Here is an 18,226-nt window from a genome sequence, read left to right as displayed (position 1 = left end):
GCCGTTCCCCGCGCAATGACGACCTGATGGGACGCCACACCGGCACTGCCCAGCCTCGGCGCCCGTCCCCCTACCGCGTCGCCGACCCCATTCCGTTCGCCGAGCTGCGCACCCGCTACGACGAGGTCGGCGCCGCCGCACCGTGCGGACGGGGCCGGTCGCGCACCCGGCTCGGCCTGATGACCGCCGCCGCCTCGGCCGCCGTCATCGTGACCGCCGCCGGCGTGGCGCTGGCGACCGTCGACGGCCCCGCCGCCGCCCACCCGCGAGCCGCGGTCGTCCGGCAGACAGGGTCCACGCTCGGCCAGGGTGGGGCTCCTTCCGGTCACCCGGCAGTGACGCCGTCGGTCGCGGCGGCCTCGGTCGCGGCATCGGCCGTCGCGGCGTCGGCGACCACCACCACCCCGCGGCGGCCCGTCGCAAAGCGGCGAACCGCGGTGCGGGCGCGCTGGGTCGACCCGCTACCGGGCGCGCCCATGACCTCGTGCTTCTGCACGCGTTGGGGCAAGTTCCATGACGGCATCGACCTGGCCGCACCGCTCGGCACGCCGATTCACGCGGCCGGCGCCGGCACTGTGGTCCAGGTCGGACCTCTGTCGGGCTACGGGATCGCGATCTTCATCCGGCACAGCAACGGCGACGTGTCGTTCTACGGCCACATGGCCCGGGTGTTCGTGCGGCTGGGACAGAGGGTGACCGCAGGCCAGGTCATCGCGCCGGTGGGGAACGAGGGATTCTCCACCGGGCCGCACCTGCACTTCAGCGTCTACCGCGGCGGCGTGCACGGCCCGGCGACAGATCCCAAACCCTGGTTGGCCGCGCGCGGCGTCAAGGTGTGACTCGGCGTCAGCGGGCCGCGGCGGGACGAACGAGGCCGAGGATCGCGACGGCGAGGAACCACAGCATCAGTCCGAAGACGACCAACAGGAACGGGAAGGCCATCGACGATCCGTCCGGTGAACGGCGACTCGAAGAGCTCGCCGAGCCCGCGGCGGAACCAGACGAACAGGATCGCGGCGATCACCAACAGATAGGCGCCGACCAGGATGCCCGTGCGGGCGCCGCTGTCGGACAGCTTGGTCACGTACTTGCCGGCGGCGACCGCATCGGAGTCGCTGGGGGCTATTTCGGGACGACGAAGGCGGACAGGATGCCCTGCACCTGATAGATGTCGACCTTGTCGTTGAACTCCTTCTCGATCGGGTCCTTCATACCGTCCACGTAGATGTGCATGCGGGCCTCGGCCATGAGGTGACCCTCGGTCTGCACCGAGAAGTGCAGGATGCTGCGGTACGGGTACGAGTGGTACTCGACCTTCTTGCCGGTGATGCCCTGCTTGTCGACGAGGATCAGCCGCCCGTTCGTGAACAACATGACGTCGCGCACGAACTCGAACGCCGCGTAGATGACCTCACCCGGTCCGAGCAACCGAGCGAACTCGTCGTGCGCCTGACCGATGCCCAGGGGACCGGCGTTGCCGGTCAGCGAGCTCATGATTGCCATCCGTGCACCTTAGGGGCAGCCGATCCTCATGGCCATACGTCGCGACACGTGGCGATCCGCGAGGGCAGCCTCTCGTGCTCGTGGTGCTAGGACTCATGCGTCCACGCCGCCGCGGGCGCAAGGATGTCCTCTGCACAGGTTGCCCGCGCGGCTTGAGGAGGGCTCATGCGCAAGCGAATAGGGACTATCGGCCTGCTGGTGATCGTCACTACCCTCGGGTTCGCACCGAGCGCGACGGCTGCGGGTGGTGGCCGGCCTACGGTCGAACACGGTCAGGACTCCGACACGTTCCCGGACGACTTCCTCTTCGACCTGTGCGGAATCGAGACGACGACGACACTCACCGAGAACGTGACGGTCACGACCTTTCCCAACGGCACGCAGCAGGTGCACATCTCGCGGCGCCGGCACGTCCTTCTACGACGCCAACGGAGTGCAGACCGTCAAAGGAACAGCGATCCACCTGATCTCGCGCACCGGGCGCGGAACGATTCTGCTCGACGCCGGACAGGTCACCTTCGCCGACGAACTGCTCGTCCACGGCCCGCATCCGAGTCTGTCGGTGCCTTCGCTCGCGCCGTACTACTGCCCGTGACGTCGATCAAAGGCTAGAGCGCGCTGTGCCCGTCACCTATCGCGGAATCCCGCGGCGTAATCGGGCTCGCTGACCTCGTGCAGCCAGTGCGTGGCGCCGCCCGCCGTGACGGCGAGATGTGCGAACGGACCGTGCGGTGTGGCGCCGTGCCAGTGCGGCACGCCCGGCGTGACGTGCCACCAGTCGCCCGTCTCCAACAGCTGGGGCGCGTCCAGACCCTCCCAGCTGACGAGCCCGGCTCCGAACACCCCGACGATCACCTGTTCCTGGTCGTGCACGTGCCAGAACGAGCGGGCGCCAGGGTCGTAGGACAGGCGCAGGCCGGCGAGCGAGTGATCATCGGCCGCCTCGAGGAAGTCGCTGCGCCAGACCCGTCCGGTGAAGTTCGCCGAGCCGGCGACAGTCGCCGGGACGAGCCGGTTCTTGATGACGCGCATGAGGTCAGGCTAGCCCGCGAAGGCTACTCCCACTCGATGGTGCCGGGTGGCTTGGACGTCACGTCCAGGACGACCCGGTTGACCTCGCGCACCTCGTTGGTGATGCGCGTGGAGATCTTCTCGAGCACCTCGTAGGGGACGCGGGTCCAGTCGGCGGTCATCGCGTCCTCGGACGACACCGGCCGCAGGACGACCGGGTGGCCGTAGGTACGTCCGTCCCCCTGCACGCCGACGGAACGGACGTCGGCCAGCAGCACCACCGGGCACTGCCAGATGTCGCGGTCCAGGCCCGCGGCCGACAGCTCGGCGCGGGCGATCGCGTCGGCGCGGCGGAGGATGTCGAGCCGTTCGGCGGTCACCGCACCGACGATGCGGATGCCCAACCCCGGGCCCGGGAACGGCTGGCGCCACACCATCTCCGGCGGCAGTCCGAGCTGCTCGCCGACCCGGCGCACCTCGTCCTTGAACAGCGTCCGCAGCGGCTCGACAAGGGCGAACTGCAGGTCGTCGGGCAGCCCACCCACGTTGTGGTGGCTCTTGATGTTCGCGGTTCCGGTCCCGCCGCCGGACTCGACGACGTCGGGGTAGAGCGTGCCTTGGACGAGGAACTCGACGGACTCCCCCTCGGCCACGATCTCGCGCGCCGCTGCCTCGAAGGACCGGATGAACTCGCGACCGATGATCTTGCGCTTCCCCTCGGGGTCGCTGGCGCCGGCCAGCGCGTCGAGGAACTGGGCTGTGGCGTCGACGACCTTGAGGTTCACTCCGGTCGCGGCCACGAAGTCACGCTCGACCTGCTCGGCCTCGCCGGCGCGCAGCAACCCGTGGTCGACGAACACACACGTCAGCTGATCCCCCACGGCGCGCTGCACCAGCGCGGCGGCGACGGCCGAGTCGACGCCACCGGACAGACCGCAGATCACCCGCTTGCCACCGACCTGTCGGCGCACGGCGTCGACCTGCTCGTCGATGATGTTCGCCTCGGTCCAGGACGGCCGCGCCCCCGCGATGTCGTAGAGGAAGTGGCGCAGGATCTCTTGCCCGTGCTCGGTGTGCATGACCTCAGGGTGGAACTGGACGCCGGCCAGTCCGCGGGCCACGTCTTCGAAGGCGGCGATCGGTGCGCCGGCCGAGCCGGCGGTGACGGTGAAGCCGGGCGGCGCGACGGTAACCGCGTCGCCGTGACTCATCCACACCTGCTGCATCGCCGGGAGCCCGCGGAGGAGCACACCGGGGTCGGTGACGGTGACGGTCGTGCGCCCGAACTCCGATCCGCCGGTATGCGCCACTTCGCCAGCGAGCGCCTGCGTCATCGACTGGAAGCCGTAGCAGATGCCGAAGACGGGCACGCCGGCCTGGAACAGGGCGGGATCGGTGCGCGGCGCGGCGTCAGCATAGACCGACGCCGGCCCTCCGGACAGGATGACCGCCTTGGGACGCCGGGCCAGGATCTCCTCCACCGGCATCGAGCTCGGCACGATCTCGGAGTAGACGTGCGCCTCGCGCACCCGCCGGGCGATCAGCTGCGCGTACTGCGCCCCGTAGTCGACGACCAGGACGAGATCGGAATCCACGATCGGAGTCTACGGAACGGCGGTCACTCCCACTGGTACCGGAAGCCGGTCATTTCCTCGCTGACCTGCCACAGCCGGTGGGCCAGCTTCTCGTCCTGCGCCCGGGCGGACAGGCGGGCCGGTCCGATGCTTCCACGGGTCTCGCCGAACCCTTGCGGACCGGTGTAGGAGCCCGGCGCGGCCTCGGTCGCCGCGTACAGGATGGCGCGCGCTCCCGCCGACGGCGACTGCGTGAATGCCTTGAAGAACGTCGATCCGACGATGCGCATGAACGGGGTGGCGCCCATGCCGTCGCGACTGGCGACCAGCCCCGTGCCCGACACTCCAGGGTGGGCCGCCGTCGATGTCACCGGCACCCCGTGGGCCGTCAGCTCCCGGTGCAGTTCGAGCGCGAAGAGCAGGTTTGCGAGTTTGGAGTTCGAGTACGTCCGCTGGGGATGGTAGCCGTCGCCGAGATTGCCCTCCAGCACCGCTTCGGTCCCGCCGTGGTGGGCGATGGATGCAACCGTGACCACCCGCCCCGCCCCCGATTTGATCAACGCGGGCAGCAGCAACCCCGTCAGCACGAAGTGCCCGAGGTGATTGGTGCCGAACTGCCGCTCGAAGCCGTCCGCGGTCGAGGCGAGCTTCGGCGGCGCCATCACGCCGGCGTTGTTGATCAACAGGTCGAGCGAGCCGTCCCACGCCTCGGCGAACGCACGCACGGAGGCCGCCGACGCCAGGTCGAGATGTTCGACGCTGATGCTGCCGCCCAGGCGACGTGCGGCCGTCCGACCGAGCTCGACATCGCGGCACGCCATGAGGACCTGGGCGCCGTGGGCCGCCAGCTGCTTGGTCGTCTGCAGACCGATCCCGGAGTTCGCCCCCGTGACGATCGCGGTGCGTCCGGTCAGGTCCGGCAGCTGCGACGCTTTCCATCCCACAATTGAGAAACGTACGCGGCTACGCGTGTCAGGAGCGCTAAGCGGAGGGCCACGCCACACTGGTGTCATGCCAGAAGCAATCATCCGCACCCGGGTTTGGCGCAACGGCGAGCTCGAGTGCGAGAACTTCCCGTTCGCCGACGTGTCTGAATACCTCAACGAACCAGACTGCCTGGTATGGGCGGACATTTTGTACCCGGACGACGCGACGCTGGCCAGTCTGGCCGAGGAGCTGAGCCTGGACCCGCATGCGGTCGAGGACGCGAAGGGCGACGACGAGCGACCCAAGGCGACCCGTTACGCCACTCATCTGTTCATGACGACGTACGCGATCACCCACGACAGGGACAGCCTGGACCTCAACATCGGCCGCGTCTCGGCGTTCAGCACCAAGCACGGGTTCGTGACCGTCCGCCTCGACGACGCCCTGGACATCGACGCCGTCGTCCGCCGCTGGGACGACAACTCCGACCTCATCAAGTTCGGCACCCGCACCCTCATCCACGGCCTGCTCGACGAGATCGTCGACGGGTACTTCACGGCTGTCGAGTCGCTGGACGACTCGATCGAGCGCATTGAGGACATCCTGTTCGCCGAGGACGCCAAGTCGGCCCGCGAGGTGTCGAAGACGACGTTCACGTTGCGCCGCTCGCTGGTGCGGGCGCGGCGGGCGGTCCTGCCGATGCGCGAAGTGATCAACACGGTGATGCGGCGGGCGACGAGCGACGACAACGCGCCCGAGCTGACGCCGTACTACGAGGACCTCTACGACCACATCCTGCGCGCGGCCGAGTGGACGGAGTCCCTGCGCGACATGATCACGTCGATCTTCGAGACGAACATGTCCCTGTCCGACACCCGGATGAACATGATTATGAAAAAGCTGACGTCGTGGGCGGCAATCATCGCGGTGCCGACCGCCGTCACCGGCTTCTACGGGCAGAACGTGCCGTATCCCGGCTTCGGCGACCGGTGGGGTTTCTGGGTGAGTGTCGTCGTGATGATCGCCATCGCCACCGCGCTGTACGTGACCTTCCGCCGCAAGGACTGGCTATAGCACCGACAGAGACGGCAGGGTGCCGGTGAACCGGGCCGACGCGGCCAGCCGTTCGGCCGGCACCTCGGCGTAGTCGGTCAGTCGCTGGCGGGGCGTGCGGCCGGGCAGCCCGGCGACGATCTCGGTCAGCTGGGCGACCGTCTTGGCCGAACCGTGCTGGCTGCCGGCCATCCGGCTGATCGTCTCCTCCATCAGCGTCCCGCCCAGGTCGTTGACGCCACCGGTCAACAGCTGCCGGCAGCCGTCGGCGCCGAGCTTCACCCACGACGCCTGGATGTTGTCGATCCGGCCGTGCAACAGGATGCGGGCCATCGCGTGGACGATCCGGTTCTCGCGCGTCGTCGGGCCGGGCCGGGCGACGCCGGCCAGGTAGATCGGCGCGTTCGTGTGGATGAACGGCAGTGCGACGAATTCGGTGAACCCGCCGGTGCGGTCCTGGATGCGGGCGAGGGTGCGGAAGTGCTCGAGCCAGTGCGCCGGATTGTCGACGTGGCCGTACATCATCGTCGAGCTCGACCGGATGCCCAGCTCGTGTGCGGTGGTCACCACCTCGATCCACTCCGACGCCGGCAGCTTGCCCTTGGTCAGCAGCCAGCGCACGTCGTCGTCGAGGATCTCGGCCGCCGTCCCCGGAATGGTGTCGAGGCCGGCCTCCTTGGCTGCGGCGAGCCAGTCGCGAATCGACAGTCCGGTGCGCGACGCCCCGTTGACGACCTCCATGGGGCTGAAGGCGTGGACGTGGATGTGAGGCACCCGCTGCTTCACGGCGCGGGCGATGTCGAAGTACGCGGTGCCGGGCAGGTCGGGATGGATGCCGCCCTGCATGCAGACCTCGGTCGCGCCGAGGTCCCACGCCTCGGCCGCGCGGTCGGCCAGCTCGTCCATCGACAGGGTGTACGCGTCGGCGTCGGTGCGGCGCTGGGCGAACGCGCAGAACCGGCAGCCGGTGTAACAGACGTTGGTGAAGTTGATGTTCCGGTTGACGACGTAGGTCACGTCGCCGCCGTTGACGTCGGCGCGCAACGCATCGGCCAGCGCCGCGACCGCGTCCAGCTCGGCGCCGTCAGCGTGCAACAGCGCGAGAGCGTCCGCGTCGGACAGCGCAGCGGGGTCGCGCTCGGCGTTACGGAGGGCGGCCGCGACGTCCGAGTCGAACCGCGGCGGCGCCGACGTGCGCTTCGCCTCCGTGGCCACGGTGCCCCAGTCGCCGTACACGCTTTCGAAGTCGGCTCGCCGGTCCGACGTCCGCCCCTCGGTGTCGATCGACGTGTGCAGGTCGGTACGGCCGGCGGACTCCCAGCCGCCGTCGGGCTCCTGCCAGGGACGGCCGGTCAGCTCGGCGCCTTCGTCGGCCAGCCCGTCCGGCCCGGCCAGCGCGTGCACGTGCGGGATCACCCGCGGGTCGAGCCATGGTTCGCCGGCTGCGATGTAGGCGGGATAGACCGTCAGCCGCTCGACGAGGCGGAAGCCGGCCTCGGCCGTCCGGGCCGCGAGCTCCTCGATCTGCGGCCACGGCCGCTCCGGGTTGACGTGGTCGGGCGTCAATGGCGACACGCCGCCCCAGTCGTCGATCCCGGCCTCGAGCAGCAGCCGGTACTCATCGCCGATCAAGTTCGGGGGCGCCTGGATCCGCATCCGCGGGCCCAGCACCAACCGAGCCACCGCCACCGTCGCGGCCAGGTCGCCGAGTTCGGCGTCGGGCATCCGGGCCATCGCGGTGTCCGGCTTCGCCCGGAAGTTCTGGATGATCGTCTCCTGGATGCCACCGAACGCCCGCGCGATGCGGCGCAGCTCGAACAGCGACTCCACCCGCTCGGCGGGCGTCTCGCCGATCCCGATCAGGATCCCGGTGGTGAACGGGACGTTGGAACGGCCGGCGTCCTCGAGCACCCGCAGCCGGACGGCCGGGTCCTTGTCCGGCGAGCCGAAGTGCGCACCGTGCGGGTCCTCGAACAGCCGCCGCGACGTCGTCTCGAGCATCATGCCCATGGACGGCGCGACCGGCTTCAACCGCTGGAACTCCGACCAGCTCAGCACGCCGGGGTTGAGGTGCGGCAGCAGTCCGGTCTTCTCCAGGACGAGGATCGCCATCGCCCGGACGTAGGCCAGCGTCGAGTCGTACCCGTGCGCGTCGAGCCACTCGCGCGCGGCCGGCCACCGGTCCTCGGGGCGGTCGCCGAGGGTGAACAGCGCCTCCTTGCAGCCGAGCGCGGCGCCCTGTGTGGCGATCGACAGCACCTCGTCCGGCGACAGGAACGGCGCAGCGACCCGGTTCGGCGTCGTGGCGAACGTGCAGTAGTGGCAGCGGTCTCGACACAGTCGGGTGAGCGGGATGAAGACCTTGCGCGAGTAGGTGATCACGCCGGGACGGCCGGCATCGATTAGCCCCTGGTCACGGACCCGAGCGGCCGAGGCGCACAGGTCGGCCAGCGCGTCCCCGCGGGCGGACAGCAGGATCTCCGCCTCGGTGGCGTCGAGGACGACGCCGTCGCGGGCGCGGCGGAGAGCGCGGCGCAGGCCGCTCGACACGGGCTGGTCCATCTAGCTCACAAGCTCCGCAGGCGGGGGAGTATTTCCTCGCCGTACAGCTTCAGGAACTTCGCCTGGTCCGGGCCCGGCGCGTGGAAGACCAGGTGGTTGAAGCCGAGGTCCACATAGCGCTTGATCTTCTCGACGTGCTCGTCCGGGTCGGTGGACACGATGAACCGCTTCGCCGTCTGCTCGACGGTGAGCTCGTCGGCCAGCCGCTGCATCTCGACCGGGTCCTCGACTCCGGACTTCTGCTCGGCCGTGAGACCCAGTGCGCCCCAGAACTGCGTCGCCCGCATCGCCTCGTCCACATCGTGATCGAAGGAGACCTTCACCTCGATCATCATCTCGATGTCGGACGTCGACCGGCCCGCCGCTTCGGCGCCCTCGGCGATCGCCGGCATCAAGGTGTCCGTGTAGAGCGCCGGGTCCTTGCCCGAGGTGGTGATCCACCCGTCGCCCTGCCGGCCGGCGAAGCGCGTCGCGGCCGGCCCCGACGACGCGAGCCAGATCGGCACCTGCTCGTCCGGGCGGTCGTAGATGGTGGCCTTGTCGGTGCGGTAGTAGTCGCCCTCGAACGACACGCGTTCCTCGGACCAGAGCTGTCGGATCAGCTTGACCGCTTCGCGGAACCGGGCGAAGCGCTCCTTGCCGTCGGGCCACTCCACGCCGAGCGGCACCTCGTTCATCGATTCCCCGCTGCCCATGCCCAGCACGATGCGCCCGGGATACAGACAGCCGAGGGTGGCGAACGCCTGGGCCACGATCGCCGGGTGGTAGCGGAACGTGGGGGTGAGGACGGACGTCCCCATGGTGATCCGCTCGGTGCGGGCGCCCAGCGCGCCGAGCCAGGTCATCGCGAAGGGCGCGTGCCCGCCGTCGTGGCGCCAGGGCTGGAGATGGTCGGACACGAACACCGAGTCGAAGCCGCACTCCTCGGCGAGCACGCCGTAGCCGAGCAGTTCCTGGGGCGCGAACTGCTCGTTCGACGCCTTGTAGCCGACTTTGATTCCCGCGCTCATGGCTTTCAGACTTCCAGCCGGGTCACGTCGGTTGTTCGGCGGGTCAGCGGGTGGTGGTCACGATCAGCTCGGCCTTCTGGAACTCCTTGACGGTCGAGTAGCCGCACTTGCCCATCACCCGGCGGACGGCTCCGAAGAGGTTGCGCTCCCCGCTGGGGTCCGACGTCGGCCCCACGAGGAGCTCCTCCAGAGTGGGCCGGTGCGGATCTCCGTCGGCGAAGTCGACGATGGCCGATCGGGGGACCCGGGGGTGTGACGCCGTCGCGTCCCAGTACAGGCCGTGCCCCGGCGCCTCGGTGGCGCTCGCGAGCGGCTCCCCCAGCATCACGGCGTCGGCGCCGCAGGCCAGGGCCTTGGCGATGTCGGCTCCGGTCGCCAGATCGCCGTAGGCCACGAGGTGGACGTAGCGGCCGCCGGTCTCGTCGAGGTAGTCGCGTCGGGCGGCCGCCGCGTCGACCAGGGCCGTCGCCATGGGCACCTCGATCCCCAGCACCGAGTGAGTGGTCGAGCCGAGATGAGCGCCGTAGCCGATGATGACGCCCGCGGCCCCAGTGCGCATGAGGTGCAGCGCAGTCTGGTAGTTCGTCACGCCGCCGACGAGCACGGGCACATCCAGATCCGCGATGAAGGTCTTGAGGTTGAGCCCGGGCTGATCCTCCCGCAGCACGTGTTCGGCCGAGATGACCGTCCCTTGGATGACGAGCAGGTCGACACCTTCGGCGAGCGCGTGCGGTGCGAGTTCAGCAGTGTGCTGGGGGGAGAGCCGGACGGCGACCCGGACCCCCGCCGTCCGCAGCCCGGCGATCCGCGCCCGGAGCAGATCGGGCGACACCGGCTTGGCGTAGACCTCCTGGAGGCGGCCGGTCTCGTCGGTCAAGCCGGACAGTTCGGCATCGGCGTCCTCGTACCGACACCAGATCCCCTCGCCGTCCAGCACGGCCAGGCCGCCGAGGCGCTCGATCTCGACGGCGGACGCGGGCGAGACGACGGCGTCGGACGGTGCCGCGACGAACGGCAGGTCGAAGGCGTGGGCATCGATCTGCCAGGACGTCGAGACCGCCGCCTGTCCCCGGGTCCGCCGGGTGGGGACGAGGGCGATGTCGTCCAGGTGATAACCGCGCCGGGCACTGCGGCCCAGGCCGATCTCCACTGTTTCAGGCATGCCCAGAGTGTGCCGCACGCCTCGGCAAGCGGGGACCAAAGGCCCCTGGTCGGAGGCCGTCGTACCTGGGACGGACGTCGGTCGAACCGGAAGGCTCTACTGAAGGGTCCGGACGCACATCTTCGCTTCAGCACGGAAGCGGCCGAGCCTTTCCGAAGCGGCGCCAACGGGGGCGGGTGCCGACGTCGGAGCAGTGTCGACGGCCCCGGTTGGGGGACCGGGGCCTTCGACACCCCACTTCAATACACGTTGCGCGCCGAGGACGATCCAGTGACGAGCCGCAGTCCGGTGACAGGACCGCCCCGCGCCGACGGCGCCGAGCGGTACCGGCGCCTGCTGGAAGCACATCACACGATCGCCGACGACCTGTCCCTGACATCTGTTCTGGATCGGACGCTGCGCGCGGCCTGCGACCTCCTCGACACGCAGTACGGCGCTCTGTGCCTCGTCGCGGCCGACGGCTCGGTCGAGCACCTCGCCCACCGCGGCTTCGACGGCGACATGGTGGGCCGTATCGGCCGCCCGCCTCGCAGCGGCGAACTGCTTGCCGCGTCGCTCTCCTCGCCCCGCCCCGTCCGAGTGGACGATCTGACGACTGATCCCCGCTACGACCGCTTCCCGCCGCCGGGACCGACGATGCGCTCGTTCCTCAGCGTGCCGATCCAGGCCCGCGGCGCCGTGCTGGGCGAGCTGTACGTCCTCGATCCGCTGCCCGGCCGCTTCGACGCCGAGGACCAGGATCTCGTCGTCTCGCTCGCCAACACGGCCGGTACCGCCGTCGAGAACTCGCGTCTCCACGACGAGGCGAGACGCAGCCGGGACTGGCTCAACGCATCCGGCGAGATCGCCCGCGCGCTGATCGCCGACGACGACGAGGAAGTGCTGCTCGACGTCGTCACCCAGGCGCTCGGGGTTGCCGAGGCCGACCTGGCCTGCCTGATCCTGCCCACCGAGGACCAGCAGCTGCAGGTGACGGTCGCAATGGGATTGGGGGCCGAGCGGGCCCGGGGAGCCATCCTCGACCCGGCCCGGTCGACCTTGGCCAAGACAATCATGGCCGAGCAGAGCATGCGCACGCACGACGTGACCCTCTGGACCGATGTCGACTTCGACAACCGGCACGATTTCGGGCCGGCCATGATCGTGCCGTTGCTGGACGCGCAGGGCAGCCGCGGCGCGATGCTCATGCTCCGTCGCCAGGGCCTGCCGTTCACGCTGCACGACGTCGATGTCGCATCCACCTTCGCCGCGCAGGTCGCCCTGGCGATGGAGCTCAACGACACCCGCGCCGAGGCCGAATGGGTTCGCGTGCTCGAGGACCGGCACCGGATAGCGCAGGATCTGCACGACAACGTGATGCAGCGGCTCTTCGCGACCGGCGTCGGGCTGCAGGCGCTGGCCGAGCAGCAGGCCGACGCCGCCCTGTCCGAACGGCTGCGGCGGCACATCGTCGACCTGGACGAGACGATCGACGAGATCCGCACCCGCGTGTTCGGGCTGCGCGACGACGCAGAGCTGGAGCCCCGCCGGCGCCGCAACCGCTTCCCGCACGTCGCGCGCGCCGCGGTGGCGGCGGCCCGGAACATGGGCAGCGCCGCGGCGCGGTCGCTGACGCCGCGCGGCCAGCGACGCGACCAGGCGCCCGGGATCCTCAGCTGAACCGCCCGCGCCGGTCCCCGAGTACGGTACCGCGCATGATGTGGTGTTCTGGCTGCAGCAACGTTCATCAGAGGGGCGAGAGCACATGACGGAAGGCGCGACCCAGCAGCAGGTGATTCGGATCTTCCTGCTCGACGATCACGAGATCGTCCGGCGCGGATTGGCCGACCTCCTGAACGGAGTCGCCGACTTCGAGGTCGTCGGCGAGGCCGGCACCGCGGCGGAGGCGCTGCGGCGGATCCCGGCGGTGGCCCCGCACGTGGCGATCCTCGACGGGCGCCTGCCCGACGGCAGCGGCATCGAGGTCTGCCGGATCGTCCGCGAGGAGCAGCCGGACGTCCGCTGCCTGATCCTGACCTCCTACGGCGACGACGAGGCGATCTTCGCGGCCGTGCTCGCCGGCGCGGCCGGTTACGTCCTCAAGCAGATCCGAGGATCGAACCTGATCGACGCCGTGCGCCAGGTCGCGGCCGGCCAGTCGCTGCTCGATCCGACGGTCACCGCCCGGGTCCTGCAACGTATCCGCGAGGGCAAGCAGGAGGACGCGCGCCTGGCGTCGCTCAACGCCCAGGAGCGCAAGATCCTCATCCTCATCGCCGAAGGGCTGACCAATCGCCAGATCGGCGAGCGCCTTTTCCTGGCCGAGAAGACGGTGAAGAACAACGTCTCCAGCCTGCTGGCCAAGCTGGGCATGCAGCGGCGGACCCAAGCGGCCGTGTTCGGCGCCAACGTCCGCGGCCAAGGCGATCTGGACGCGTAGGTCTAACCGGAGTAGTTCGGGGCTTCCACCGTCATCTGGATGTCGTGGGGGTGGGATTCCTTCAGGCTGGCCTGGGTAATGCGGATGAACCGGCCCTTGTCCTGCAGCTCGGGCACGGTCCGGGCGCCGACGTAGAACATCGCCTGCCGAAGGCCGCCGTTCAGCTGGTGGGCCACGGCGGCCAGCGGCCCCCGATACGCGACCCGGCCCTCGATGCCCTCCGGCACCAGCTGGTCGTCGGTCGTCACCTCGGCCTGGAAGTACCGGTCCTTCGAGTAAGACTTCTTGCCCCGGGAGCTCATCGCGCCGAGTGAGCCCATGCCGCGGTAGCTCTTGAACTGCTTGCCGTTGACGAAGATCAGATCACCCGGCGACTCGTCGCAGCCGGCGAGCAGCGAGCCGATCATCACGCTGTCGGCACCGGCCACGAGCGCCTTGGCGATGTCGCCGGAGTACTGCAGACCACCGTCGGCGATGACCGGGACGCCGGCCGGCTTGCAGGCCAGCGCCGCCTCGTACACCGCCGTGATCTGAGGTGCCCCCACGCCGGTGACGACGCGCGTGGTGCAGATGGAACCCGGGCCGACGCCCACCTTCACCGCGTCGGCGCCGGCATCGACGAACGCCTGGGCGCCGGAACGAGTGGCCACGTTGCCGCCGATGACCTGGACGTGCCGGGTGGCCGGGTCCGTCTTGAGCCGGGCGACCATGTCGAGCAGCAACCGGACGTGGCCGTGCGCGGTGTCGGCGACGAGCACGTCCACGCCGGCGTCCACGAGCCGCGTCGCCCGCTCCCACGCATCGCCGAAGTAGCCGATCGCCGCGCCGACCATCAGCCGCCCGTGCGCGTCCTTGGACGCATCCGGGAACTGCTCGGACTTCACGAAGTCCTTGACGGTGATCAGCCCGGCCAGCCGGCCCTCGCCGTCGATCAGCGGCAGTCGCTCGCGCTTGTGCTGGCGCAGCAATCGGGTCGCGTCCTCGTGGGAGATGCCGACCGGCGCCGTGATCAGCGGCATCGGCGTCATGACCTCGTCGACCTTCGTCCGGGCCCATTCGGCCACCGGGACGAAGCGCAGGTCGCGGTTGGTGATGATGCCGAGGAGCCGCTGGTCGGCGTCGACGACCGGCAGCCCGGAGATCCGGTACTGGCCGCAGACCTCGTCGAGCTGCTCGAGAGTGGCGTCCGGCCCGATCGTGACCGGATTGGGGATCATCCCTGTCTGCGTCCGCTTCACCAGGTCGACCTGGTAGGCCTGATCGTCGATCGACAGATTCCGGTGGAGAACCCCGATGCCACCCTGACGAGCCATGGCGATCGCCATCCGGGCTTCGGTCACGGTGTCCATGGCGGCCGACAACAGCGGAACGGCGATGGTGATCTCGCGGGTCAGCCGGGACGTGGTGTCGACCTCGGCCGGCACGACGTCGGTCTCGCCGGGGAGCAGGAGGACGTCGTCGTAGGTCAGGCCGAGCGAGGCGAACTTGTCCGGAAGGGCGGGGCCGCTACTGGCCTCGAAGTCGTGGGCCAACGTGGTGAACTCCTTGCGGTCGCCGGTAGTTCATCCTACGCGCGCGGGTTGGCACGGCCGTGCTACCCCCACCTCCGTCGGGACAAATGTCAGGGGCGGTTCGGGGGGAATCCCAATGGTTTACGGCCCGGGTCGGGAACAGGCTCGCCTCATGACCCGATACAACACGATCACATCCGCACCTCCGGCCGTTGCGGCCGCCCGCGCCACCGACGTGGTGAAGAGTTTCGGCAGCGGCGCCACGGCCGTCGTCGCCCTCGACCACGTCGACGTGGCCCTGTGGCGGGGCGAGTTCACCGCCATCATGGGCCCGTCCGGATCGGGGAAGTCGACTCTCATGCACTGCCTGGCCGGCCTCGACACGGTGACGTCGGGGACGGTCGCGATCGGCGACGTGGAACTGCGCGGCTTGTCGGACAAGAAGATGACGGCCCTGCGTCGCGACCGGATCGGCTTCGTGTTCCAGTCGTTCAACCTTGTCCCGACGCTCACCGCGCTGGAGAACATCACGCTGCCGATGGCGATCGCCGGGCGCCGGCCCGACCGCGAGTGGGTCACCACGGTCATCGACACGCTCGGCCTGCGCGACCGGCTCGGCCACCGGCCGAGCGAGCTCTCCGGCGGCCAGCAGCAGCGCGTCGCCATCGGCCGCGCCCTCGCCGGCCGTCCGGACATCGTCTTCGGCGACGAGCCCACCGGGAACCTCGACTCACGGTCCAGCGCCGAGGTCCTGCGCATCCTGCGCGAGTCGGTCGACCCGCTCGGTCAGACCGTGGTCATCGTGACGCACGATCCGAAGGCGGCGAGCTACGCCGATCGCGTGCTGTTCCTCGCCGACGGACGGATCGTGGACGAGCTGCGCTCCCCCACAGCCGACACGGTCCTCGACACCATGAAGGGCCTCGAGTCATGACCGCCACGGAAACGGCCCGGCCACTCGGTCGCCGCCCGATGCGTACCGTCTCCGTGCGCAACCTCCGCGCCCACAAGGTGCGCCTGGCCCTCACCGTCATCTCGGTGCTGCTCGGCACCGCGTTCGTCGCCGGCTCTTTCGTCTTCACCGGCACCCTGAAGAAGAGCTTCGACACGATCTTCGCCAGCAGCGACAAGGGCCTCGACGTGCGGGTCACCGACAAGGGCGACTTCTCGACGGGGGTTCCCGTATCGATGGTTGCGACGTTGGAGAAGGTGCCGGGTGTCCGGGCGGTCCAGCCGCAGATCGGTGCGGATCTGGTGTTGGTGGACGACACCGGCACGAAGGTCGACACCGGCGGCGCCCCCAGCGAGGGTCGTGCCTGGATTGCGAACGACCGCATCCGCGAGGTGCCGAAGATTCTGCAGGGCCGCGCGCCGCAGCACCCCGGCGAGGTCGTGGTCAACAACGGCGCCGCGAAGAAGTACCACCTCAGCCTCGGCGAGCGCGTTCGCGTCGTCGTCCCCAATGCCGCCGTCACCGACGCCACCATCGTCGGCGTCTACCGCGTCTCGTTCGACACCGGCGGTTACCTGGGCGCGCTGTTCAGCCGCGACCAGGCGATGTCGCTGTTCACCGACGGACGGCACTACACCGCGGTCGACATGGCGGCCAGCCGCGGCGTCTCCGAGCAGACGCTCGCCGCCCGCGTCGCGAAGATCCTCGCGCCGGGGCTGCAGGCCAAGACGGGCAAGCAGGTGCGCGCCGACAACTCCGCCGACGTCTCGCAGACGCTCGGTTTCATGACCTACATCCTGCTGGGCTTCGGCATCGTGGCCCTGCTGGTGGGGACGTTCATCATCTACAACACGTTCTCGATGATCGTCGCCCAGCGGCAGCGTGAGTTGGCGCTGCTGCGGGCGATCGGCGCCGATCGGCGGCAGGTCCGCCGCTCGGTGGTGTTCGAGGCGTTCCTGATCGGCGTCCTCGGCAGCCTGCTCGGCCTGGCCGGCGGCGTCGGGCTGGCCTACGGCCTGCACGCCTTGCTGGAGGCGCTCAATATGGGCCTGCCGTCCGGTGGCCTGGTGCTGTCCACCCGCACGATCGTGATCTCGCTGCTGCTCGGCACCGTCGTCACCGTGTTCGCCGCTTCGGCGCCGGCCCGGCGAGCGGGTCGCATCGCGCCGGTGGCCGCCATGCGCGAGGAGTTCGCGTCGGCCTCGGCGGCCGGGCTGCGCCGGCGCACGGCCATCGGGACAGTGGTCGGGATCGCGGCCGCCGCCGCGACGGTGTCCGGCGCGACCGCCGACAAGGCCTCGTCGGCGGCCTCGCTGGTCGGGCTCGGGCTGCTCGGCGCGTGTGCGGCGGCGATGCTGCTGTCGCCCGTCTTCGCCCGCTGGGTCATCTACCCACTGGGGCGCGTGGTCGGCCGCCCGTTCGGCATGGTCGGGCAGCTGGCCCGCACCAACGCGGTGCGCAATCCGCGACGCACGGCCGCCACCGCCTTCGCCCTCACTCTCGGGCTCGTGCTCGTGACCGGAATCGCCGTCGTCGGATCGTCGATGAAGGCGAGCATCAACAAGATGTTCGACGACAACGTCAGTGCCGACTACGTGCTCAGCACGAACGACCGCCTGCCCATCGCTGCCGCGCAGGCAGCCCGCACCGCGCCCGGCGTGCAGTCGGTCACCGAGATCCACGACCTCACCGCGAAGGTGGATGGGAAGACCCACACCGGTTCGGGCGTCGACGGGCCGCTGGCGGCCGTCATGCACGTGCGGATGGAGCAGGGCAGGCTGGCGACGTCCGGTCTGAACATGATCGTCTCGCACAAGACCGCCACCGAACAACACTGGGCTGTGGGGACGAAGCACACGTTCACCGTGCCCGGTATCGGTTCGAAGGTTCTGAGGGTGGCCGGCGTCTTCAAGAACGACAACCTGATCGGTCCATGGGCGGTGGACGGCACCGTCTATCGGGCGTTGACGCCGGAGAACGACCGGTCCGACGACGTGGCCCTGGTGCGCGCGAAATCCGGTGCCGATCCGCACAGCGTGCGGGCCGAGCTGAAGAAGGCGACCAACGACTTCTACATCGTCGACGTCCGCAACCGCACCGAGTTCAAGGGCATGGTGGCCGGCCAGATCAACGGCCTCATCGCACTGCTCTACGGACTGCTGGGCCTGGCGATCGTCATCGCCATCCTCGGCATCATCAACACGCAGGCGCTGTCGGTGATCGAGCGGCGGCGCGAGATCGGGATGCTGCGGGCCGTCGGCATGCAACGCAAGCAGGTCCGCCGGATGGTCTACGTCGAGTCCCTGCTGATCGCGGTGTTCGGCGCCGTCCTCGGCGTGACCCTCGGTATGGGGTTCGGGTCGCTGTTCGCCCGCACCCTGCGTTCCGAGGGCATGACCGTCATCAGCCTGCCCTGGGGCCAGGCGGCGCTGTTCCTGGTGTTGGCGGCCCTGGTGGGCGTCCTGGCCGCGCTGTGGCCCGCGTTCCGCGCCGCCCGCACGGCACCGCTGTCGGCGATCGCCGCGGCCTGAGGAAATTTGAC

Annotated in this window: 15 protein-coding genes; 7 read left to right on the top strand and 8 right to left on the bottom strand. The window is 69.7% G+C overall.

Annotation, left to right across the window (positions count from 1 at the left end):
• The first annotated feature begins 26 nt into the window (after positions 1-26).
• On the top strand, positions 27-839 hold the full coding sequence (locus ABR571_RS07595) for a M23 family metallopeptidase (protein ID WP_409452584.1): 813 nt from the start codon (positions 27-29) through the stop codon (positions 837-839).
• Positions 840-1,122: 283 nt separating this feature from the next.
• Here ABR571_RS07595 and ABR571_RS07590 read toward each other — a convergent pair whose 3' ends face one another.
• A complete protein-coding gene (locus ABR571_RS07590; RefSeq protein ID WP_409452583.1) occupies positions 1,123-1,503 on the bottom strand; it encodes a PH domain-containing protein in 381 nt (126 codons plus the stop codon).
• A gap of 433 nt (positions 1,504-1,936) precedes the next feature.
• On the opposite strand from ABR571_RS07590, the gene ABR571_RS07585 reads away from it, so the two are divergent.
• The gene (locus ABR571_RS07585) at positions 1,937-2,098 is read left to right on the top strand and encodes a hypothetical protein (RefSeq protein ID WP_409452582.1); all 162 of its coding nucleotides are present in this window, start codon (positions 1,937-1,939) and stop codon (positions 2,096-2,098) included.
• Positions 2,099-2,130: 32 nt separating this feature from the next.
• Here the strand turns inward: ABR571_RS07585 and ABR571_RS07580 are convergent, their stop codons facing one another.
• The 3 genes from ABR571_RS07580 to ABR571_RS07570 are packed head-to-tail and all read right to left on the bottom strand — an operon-like array spanning position 2,131 to position 5,032.
• Complete coding sequence (locus tag ABR571_RS07580; protein WP_409452581.1) at positions 2,131-2,535, bottom strand: cupin domain-containing protein; 405 nt, start codon at positions 2,533-2,535, stop codon at positions 2,131-2,133.
• Positions 2,536-2,558: 23 nt separating this feature from the next.
• On the bottom strand, positions 2,559-4,109 hold the full coding sequence (gene guaA, locus ABR571_RS07575; RefSeq protein WP_409452580.1) for a glutamine-hydrolyzing GMP synthase: 1,551 nt from the start codon (positions 4,107-4,109) through the stop codon (positions 2,559-2,561).
• Positions 4,110-4,132: 23 nt separating this feature from the next.
• Complete coding sequence (locus tag ABR571_RS07570) at positions 4,133-5,032, bottom strand: oxidoreductase (RefSeq protein ID WP_409452579.1); 900 nt, start codon at positions 5,030-5,032, stop codon at positions 4,133-4,135.
• A gap of 67 nt (positions 5,033-5,099) precedes the next feature.
• Here ABR571_RS07570 and ABR571_RS07565 point away from each other — a divergent pair, with 67 nt between their 5' ends.
• Entirely contained in the window at positions 5,100-6,089 is a 990-nt protein-coding gene (locus ABR571_RS07565; protein WP_409452578.1) for a magnesium transporter CorA family protein, read from the top strand.
• On the opposite strand, the gene ABR571_RS07560 is transcribed toward ABR571_RS07565, so the two are convergent.
• From ABR571_RS07560 to ABR571_RS07550, 3 genes are read right to left on the bottom strand one after another with little or no spacing between them, the layout of a single operon-like run.
• On the bottom strand, positions 6,084-8,630 hold the full coding sequence (locus ABR571_RS07560) for a bifunctional FO biosynthesis protein CofGH (protein WP_409452577.1): 2,547 nt from the start codon (positions 8,628-8,630) through the stop codon (positions 6,084-6,086). The two genes, ABR571_RS07565 and ABR571_RS07560, sit on opposite strands and share 6 nt — an antisense overlap.
• Positions 8,631-8,635: 5 nt before the next feature.
• Positions 8,636-9,640, bottom strand: a complete 1,005-nt coding sequence (gene fgd / locus ABR571_RS07555) for a glucose-6-phosphate dehydrogenase (coenzyme-F420) (protein ID WP_409452576.1) — start codon at positions 9,638-9,640, stop codon at positions 8,636-8,638.
• Positions 9,641-9,683: 43 nt separating this feature from the next.
• Entirely contained in the window at positions 9,684-10,802 is a 1,119-nt protein-coding gene (locus tag ABR571_RS07550; protein ID WP_409452575.1) for a GuaB3 family IMP dehydrogenase-related protein, read from the bottom strand.
• A gap of 270 nt (positions 10,803-11,072) precedes the next feature.
• Between ABR571_RS07550 and ABR571_RS07545 the strand changes: the two genes are divergently transcribed.
• Together ABR571_RS07545 and ABR571_RS07540 are read left to right on the top strand one after the other, a co-directional pair.
• Entirely contained in the window at positions 11,073-12,461 is a 1,389-nt protein-coding gene (locus ABR571_RS07545; protein ID WP_409452574.1) for a GAF domain-containing protein, read from the top strand.
• An 85-nt stretch (positions 12,462-12,546) separates the two neighbouring features.
• The gene (locus ABR571_RS07540) at positions 12,547-13,221 is read left to right on the top strand and encodes a response regulator (protein ID WP_409452573.1); all 675 of its coding nucleotides are present in this window, start codon (positions 12,547-12,549) and stop codon (positions 13,219-13,221) included.
• Between the two features lie 2 nt (positions 13,222-13,223).
• On the opposite strand, the gene guaB is transcribed toward ABR571_RS07540, so the two are convergent.
• A complete protein-coding gene (guaB, locus tag ABR571_RS07535; protein ID WP_409452572.1) occupies positions 13,224-14,753 on the bottom strand; it encodes an IMP dehydrogenase in 1,530 nt (509 codons plus the stop codon).
• 151 nt (positions 14,754-14,904) lie between these two features.
• Between guaB and ABR571_RS07530 the strand changes: the two genes are divergently transcribed.
• Both ABR571_RS07530 and ABR571_RS07525 read left to right on the top strand, forming a co-directional pair.
• A complete protein-coding gene (locus ABR571_RS07530; RefSeq protein WP_409452571.1) occupies positions 14,905-15,666 on the top strand; it encodes an ABC transporter ATP-binding protein in 762 nt (253 codons plus the stop codon).
• Positions 15,663-18,215: an ABC transporter permease gene (locus tag ABR571_RS07525; protein ID WP_409452570.1), complete on the top strand. Its 2,553-nt coding sequence runs from the start codon at positions 15,663-15,665 to the stop codon at positions 18,213-18,215. The genes ABR571_RS07530 and ABR571_RS07525 overlap by 4 nt, the downstream gene beginning before the upstream one ends.
• Positions 18,216-18,226: the final 11 nt, after the last annotated feature.

It is taken from the genome of Jatrophihabitans sp. (genome assembly GCF_046262535.1).
GTDB lineage: Bacteria > Actinomycetota > Actinomycetes > Mycobacteriales > Jatrophihabitantaceae > Jatrophihabitans.
This window is presented reverse-complemented; position numbering and strand designations above follow the sequence as displayed.

Excerpts from the sequence above, each read along its gene's own strand:
- ABR571_RS07595 (WP_409452584.1), top strand. The coding sequence starts at position 27 with ATGGGACGCCACACCGGCACTGCCCAGCCTCGGCGCCCGTCCCCCTAC.
- ABR571_RS07590 (WP_409452583.1), bottom strand. The coding sequence starts at position 1,503 with ATGGCAATCATGAGCTCGCTGACCGGCAACGCCGGTCCCCTGGGCATC.
- ABR571_RS07580 (WP_409452581.1), bottom strand. The coding sequence starts at position 2,535 with ATGCGCGTCATCAAGAACCGGCTCGTCCCGGCGACTGTCGCCGGCTCG.
- ABR571_RS07565 (WP_409452578.1), top strand. The coding sequence starts at position 5,100 with ATGCCAGAAGCAATCATCCGCACCCGGGTTTGGCGCAACGGCGAGCTC.
- ABR571_RS07560 (WP_409452577.1), bottom strand. The coding sequence starts at position 8,630 with ATGGACCAGCCCGTGTCGAGCGGCCTGCGCCGCGCTCTCCGCCGCGCC.
- fgd (WP_409452576.1), bottom strand. The coding sequence starts at position 9,640 with ATGAGCGCGGGAATCAAAGTCGGCTACAAGGCGTCGAACGAGCAGTTC.
- ABR571_RS07550 (WP_409452575.1), bottom strand. The coding sequence starts at position 10,802 with ATGCCTGAAACAGTGGAGATCGGCCTGGGCCGCAGTGCCCGGCGCGGT.
- ABR571_RS07540 (WP_409452573.1), top strand. The coding sequence starts at position 12,547 with ATGACGGAAGGCGCGACCCAGCAGCAGGTGATTCGGATCTTCCTGCTC.
- ABR571_RS07530 (WP_409452571.1), top strand. The coding sequence starts at position 14,905 with ATGACCCGATACAACACGATCACATCCGCACCTCCGGCCGTTGCGGCC.
- ABR571_RS07525 (WP_409452570.1), top strand. The coding sequence starts at position 15,663 with ATGACCGCCACGGAAACGGCCCGGCCACTCGGTCGCCGCCCGATGCGT.